Source organism: Microcystis sp. M53598_WE2 (genome assembly GCF_030067735.1).
Taxonomy (GTDB): Bacteria; Cyanobacteriota; Cyanobacteriia; order Cyanobacteriales; family Microcystaceae; genus Microcystis; species Microcystis aeruginosa.
This window is the reverse complement of record NZ_JASJFE010001090.1, coordinates 1-5,379: the sequence shown is the minus strand read 5'-3', so window position 1 is coordinate 5,379 and position 5,379 is coordinate 1. Positions and strand designations below refer to the sequence as shown.

Here is a 5,379-nt window from a genome sequence, read left to right as displayed (position 1 = left end):
TGTCATGAAACCCCTAGGTCGATTTTTTCAAGTTACGGAAACGATAGCTGCTGATAAATATTTTTTAGATATTGATAAAGTGCAAAAATATCCCATTACTTTTGTGGTTAAAACTGAGCAGACTTGCGAGGAAATTTTAGAAAAAGTTGCGGAGCAGGCTAAGATAAGATACAAGATCAGGGCAATTGTCGAAAGATATCTAGAATCTGTAGAGGAAGTGATCAATATTCCCGAATTAATCAACCGTTTTGAGCGGGTTTTAGCTCAAGGTAAAGGAGGAGCGGTAATTGCAGAAATGGTTTTACAGAGCCGGATTGAGTTTAACCTAGAATCAGAGTCATAAAGATATCTAACTCCCCAGCTAAACTAGAATAGAAAGATAGGAAAGCGATCGAAATTAGAATGACGACCGAAATTGAAAAAGAACTAGAAACCAGCGAAGCTGTCTTGGAAAAACGGCGAAATTTTGCCATTATCTCCCACCCTGACGCGGGAAAGACCACCCTGACCGAAAAACTGTTACTATACGGGGGTGCAATCCATCAAGCGGGTGCAGTCAAAGCAAGACGCGACCAACGCAAGGCCACCTCCGACTGGATGGAAATGGAAAAACAACGGGGAATTTCGATTACTTCCACGGTTTTACAGTTCGATTATCGTGATTTTCAGATTAATCTCCTCGATACTCCCGGCCACCAAGATTTTAGCGAAGATACCTATCGTACCCTAGCCGCTGCCGATAATGCGGTGATGTTAATCGACGCGGCCAAAGGTTTGGAACCGCAAACGAGAAAACTCTTTGAAGTGTGCAAACTGCGTCAGTTGCCTATCTTTACCTTTGTTAACAAAATGGATCGCCCCGGCCGCGAACCTCTGGATTTATTGGACGAAATCGAGCGAGAATTAGGATTACAAACCTATCCCGTCAATTGGCCGATCGGAATTGGCGATCGCTTTCGGGGAGTTTTTGATCGAGCCACCCAGACCATACACCTGTTTGAACGTCGCTCCCACGGCTCTCAGGAGGCGCAGGAAACCGTGATCGAGCTTGGCGACCCCAAAATTGAGGATTATCTCGAAAAAGACCTGTATTACCAGTTAAAAGAGGATATAGAACTGCTCTCGGAATTGGGTGCGGAATTGGATTTGCCAGCAGTCCACGCAGGGGAAATGACCCCGATCTTTTTTGGTAGCGCCATGACCAATTTTGGGGTGAAATTATTCCTAGAATCCTTCCTCGACTACGGATTGCCACCCAGAGGACGCAATTCCTCCCTCGGTGTCCTTGATCCCACCTATCCCGATTTCACCGGTTTTGTCTTCAAACTGCAAGCAAACATGGATCCCAAACATCGCGACCGGGTGGCCTTTGTGCGGGTATGTACGGGGAAATTCGAGAAGGATATGGTAGTAAACCACGCTAGAACCGGTAAAACTATCCGTTTATCCCGTCCTCAGAAGCTTTTTGCCCAAGATCGGGCAGTTATTGAAGAAGCTTATCCCGGAGATGTGATCGGATTGAATAACCCCGGGGTCTTTGCGATCGGTGATACGATTTATATGGGTAAAAAGCTCGAATACGAAGGTATTCCCTGTTTTTCTCCCGAATTATTCGCCTATCTCAGAAATCCTAACCCTTCCAAGTTCAAACAGTTTCAAAAAGGAGTCTCGGAATTACAGGAAGAAGGGGCCGTACAGATATTATCCTCGATCGATGAATTTAAACGCGACCCGATTTTAGCCGCCGTCGGTCAATTACAGTTTGAAGTGGTGCAATTCCGTCTTTTAAGCGAGTACGGAGTCGAAACTACCCTCGAACCCCTAGCCTATAGTTTAGCCCGTTGGGTCGCCGGGGGTTGGGCTGCTTTAGAAAAAGCCGGTAAACTCTTTAATACTTTAACCGTCAAAGATTACTGGGGCCGTCCCGTCTTATTATTCAAAAATGAGTGGAATTTACAGCAAGTCAAAGAAGATCATCCCTCTTTGCAATTAAACTCGATCGCACCGGTAGGATCGGGAGTAGAACCGCAATCCTAACCATTAATCCCCCAAGACAATTGCCGAACTGGTCAGGACAAGATAGCGACCCCCCAGACAACTAGACTAAAGTAGAAGTGGTCAGAAAGTCTCGATCTTTCCTAACACTCGGATGTCTCAAAGCACTATCGTTGACGAGTCCCTCACCATTAGAAAAAGTCCTGCTGTCAATTCCCGAATTAATCCCTGTTTAATTCGCTTTTGTTATTTTCTGGGAAATTATCTGGTTTTACCGGCTTTTTTCGGCAAAATAACGGTGACAGGCCAAGAAAATATTCCCCTAACGGGGGGGGTCATCCTTGCACCTACCCATCGGTCCCGTTGGGATGCGCTGATTTTACCCTACGCGGTGGGACGCTTAGTTAGTAGACGCGATTTGCGCTTTATGGTTTCCGCTAACGAGATGAAAGGGGTGCAAGGTTGGTTTATCCGACGTTTGGGGGGTTTTCCCGTCAACACCGATCACCCCGGTATGGGTAGTCTGGTCCATAGCGTCGAACTTTTGGCCGCGGGGGAAATGGTGGCGATTTTTCCGGAAGGGGGTATCTGTCGCGATCGAGTGGTTCATCCTCTTAAACCGGGGGTAGCGCGGATCGCGTTGGAAGTTAAGACCATGAAACCCGATGCAGATATCAAGATTTTGCCGGTAAGCATTAGTTATAATCAGCCTTACCCCGGATGGGGAAGCGAAGCGACAGTAAACATCGGTCAAGGGATTAATGTGCTTGATTATCAACAAAATTCGCTAAAACGGGAAACTGTCCGCTTAACCAAAACCTTGAGCGATCGCTTAAAACTTCTCCACGAGGATCGATCCCCTTAATCAGCTGTTGACTATCTACCCCATGAGTGGGATTTCAGGGACGGATTAAAATTATTGTTTTAACTATTTTTAAGCAAAAAAGTAGCTTTTCTAGTTTAAATAAATAATATCTTGTTTTTTTCTGATTCTAGCTCCTGAATACTGCCTCGAAGACCCCTCAGATCGGGGAAGATATCCGATTGTTGCCGGAGGTCTAATGATAGAATGGGCATCAGCGAAAGTAGTTTGTGAGCGAAGTGATCCGATGCAGTTCCAAATCCAGCCCGACAGTGAAATACCCGCCTCTAAGCAATTATTTGACCAAATTCGCTTCGCTATCGCCTCTCGTCAGTATCCACCGGGCCATCGTTTACCTAGTACCCGTCAACTAGCTATGATCACGGGATTACACCGTAATACGATAAGTAAAATTTATCAACAACTGGAAGATGATGGGTTAGTGGAATCCATAGCAGGTTCGGGGATTTATGTCAAGGCTCGCGGGCATGAAAACGATAATTTATCGGGTTCGCCCCTATTGGAACAAAATCCAGAAATAGGCCGACTAATTAGCCAGAGTTTGGCTGGTTTTCTCGCTCAAGGTTTAACTTTAGAGCAAATTCGCGAGTTATTACTGGCGGAAATCGATTGGCGATCGCAGTGTAGTTCTCAAGTTCTTGTCACCATTCCCCGTCACGATTTGGGTGCAGGAAAACTAATGTTGAGAGAATTAGAGCAATCCCTCAAAATTCCCGTCCAATTAGTGGCAATGGAGGATTTAGCCCAAGTTTTAGCCAATACTAAATCTGCCACTGTTGTCACCAGTCGCTATTTTATCAGTGTGGCGGAGGAAATTGCCGCTCCTTTTCACCTGCGAGTCATTCCCATCGATATCTACGATTACAGCAAGGAATTGGCATTAATCAAAAAATTACCCACCGATAGCCGCTTGGGGATTGTCAGTATTAGCACCGGTATTATTAAGGTGGCCGAAATTTTAATTCATAGTTTACGGGGCGATGATTTATTAGTTATGTCTGCCCAAATTCATGAAACGGATAAGTTAAAAGTTTTAGCTCGAACTTCCCAGACAATTATCAGTGATCAAGCGAGTTATACTTTAATTAAAAATCTGATTAATGAAGTGCGATCGGATTTAATTCGTCTGCCAGAAATTATCTGTAGTGATAATTATATTGGGGATAAATCAATTCAATTGCTAAGACGAGAATTAGGATTAGGTGGTTAGAGGATAAGCTAGGACACATTTTAACCGCTAAATCTCTCCCAATCCCTTTACTGTTACCTCTTGCCTTATCTCAACAAGCAATTTAAGTAGGGAGGCACAATTATTTGTAGGATGGGTTAGCGGTAGCGTAACCCATGCTGGCGTTGGGTTTCATGCTTCAACCCAACCTACGTTCATCTTATATTTAATTCCACTCACCCACTTAAATGCGCGGGCGGCAGAACTTTAAAATTTATTTTAGTCTATGGTTACTATTGACAATAACTTAGAGCAAATCGAGAATAAAAGCGAAAAAAACTTTTAAGAAGTATTATTTTTTTAGTACAATGGCGGAAGAATAGGGACAAGCTCAATTTTTCACTCTCGGACGAGGTTAGATGAAAAGTGCTGAATGTTTAACGGTATCCCCCGGGGAACCGCTTACCGATTGGCAAAAACTGGGATTAGATTTGGTGGCTCGTTGGCAGGGACGAGATGTTATCCTAGCGATCGATCTTACCGGTAGTGTTAACTTTAATGATGAAGGACGCACGCGCCTTGGTCAAATTATTCGCGATAGTTTAAAAAATAACGATTCGGTTTATTTAGTACCCTTTGCTGATAATGTCCAACCGATTGAAGAACCGATTTTAATTCGCGGAAGGGAAGATATAGACGCGGTTTTAAAAGCGATTCCCTGGCAATCTAGCCAAAGTGCTAAAAATACCGATATTCAGCGCGCAGAATGGCACGTTTATCCCCGACTGGCACGCTTAAATCAGTGTCGTTTAACTGCCAATCAAGCTATCAAACCCCAGTCGGTAGTTTGGATTTCGGATTAGGTGGTACTGGTCGAGATGTGTTAATGAGAATTCGTCGCTTTATTATTGATAAATACGGGAAGTTATCTAAAATATTTGAGCTTGTTAGCTTACATTAATTGTATTCTAATCTTCCTTTGTGTTTCAGTTGCCACATCCCACGGCCACCAACCGGGGTAACTTGTGCAGGTGAAATTAAGGTAAATTTACGGGTGTCGCCGCCTTTATAGCCATCAAATAAAGCAGATGCCGTGAATTCTTGAGACTCAGCAATTGCGTGTTGTTTCGGAAAGAGTAAATAATCACTTCCTACTGAGATAACATAAAATCCATCGGGGGATTGATTGGGAGTCAGGATAACAGGTTCATGAGAATTTTTCCATCTTTTCATTCCTGTGTCTTCCTTCTCAACCACTTCTCCCTGTTTGTGTACCTCATGAATATTAAGGATAGCATCTGGAGACTGATTATAGGAATTGATTATGTTTTGC

General features: G+C 43.8%; 3 protein-coding genes and 3 pseudogenes. 5 read left to right on the top strand and 1 reads right to left on the bottom strand.

All coding sequences use genetic code 11. From position 1 onward, the window contains the following. The 5 genes and pseudogenes from PX636_RS22205 to PX636_RS22185 all read left to right on the top strand — a co-directional run. Positions 1-343, top strand: a pseudogene (locus PX636_RS22205) (restriction endonuclease); the annotation flags it as partial. Positions 344-402: 59 nt separating this feature from the next. After that, positions 403-2,037 carry a peptide chain release factor 3 gene (gene prfC / locus PX636_RS22200; RefSeq protein WP_002732604.1) on the top strand — a complete coding sequence of 545 codons (1,635 nt, stop codon included), beginning with the start codon at positions 403-405 and terminating at the stop codon, positions 2,035-2,037. A gap of 112 nt (positions 2,038-2,149) precedes the next feature. After that, complete coding sequence (locus PX636_RS22195; protein WP_002796522.1) at positions 2,150-2,860, top strand: lysophospholipid acyltransferase family protein; 711 nt, start codon at positions 2,150-2,152, stop codon at positions 2,858-2,860. 196 nt (positions 2,861-3,056) lie between these two features. Further along, positions 3,057-4,088, top strand: a complete 1,032-nt coding sequence (locus tag PX636_RS22190; protein ID WP_288118957.1) for a GntR family transcriptional regulator — start codon at positions 3,057-3,059, stop codon at positions 4,086-4,088. A gap of 377 nt (positions 4,089-4,465) precedes the next feature. Beyond that, positions 4,466-4,906, top strand: a pseudogene (locus PX636_RS22185) (vWA domain-containing protein); the annotation flags it as partial. 97 nt (positions 4,907-5,003) lie between these two features. Here the strand turns inward: PX636_RS22185 and PX636_RS22180 are convergent. Further along, a pseudogene (locus PX636_RS22180) lies at positions 5,004-5,379 on the bottom strand (hypothetical protein); the annotation flags it as partial.

What these genes read in the sequence shown, in the direction of transcription:
- prfC (WP_002732604.1), top strand. Translation starts at nt 403, where the DNA reads ATGACGACCGAAATTGAAAAAGAACTAGAAACCAGCGAAGCTGTCTTG.
- PX636_RS22195 (WP_002796522.1), top strand. Translation starts at nt 2,150, where the DNA reads ATGTCTCAAAGCACTATCGTTGACGAGTCCCTCACCATTAGAAAAAGT.
- PX636_RS22190 (WP_288118957.1), top strand. Translation starts at nt 3,057, where the DNA reads ATGATAGAATGGGCATCAGCGAAAGTAGTTTGTGAGCGAAGTGATCCG.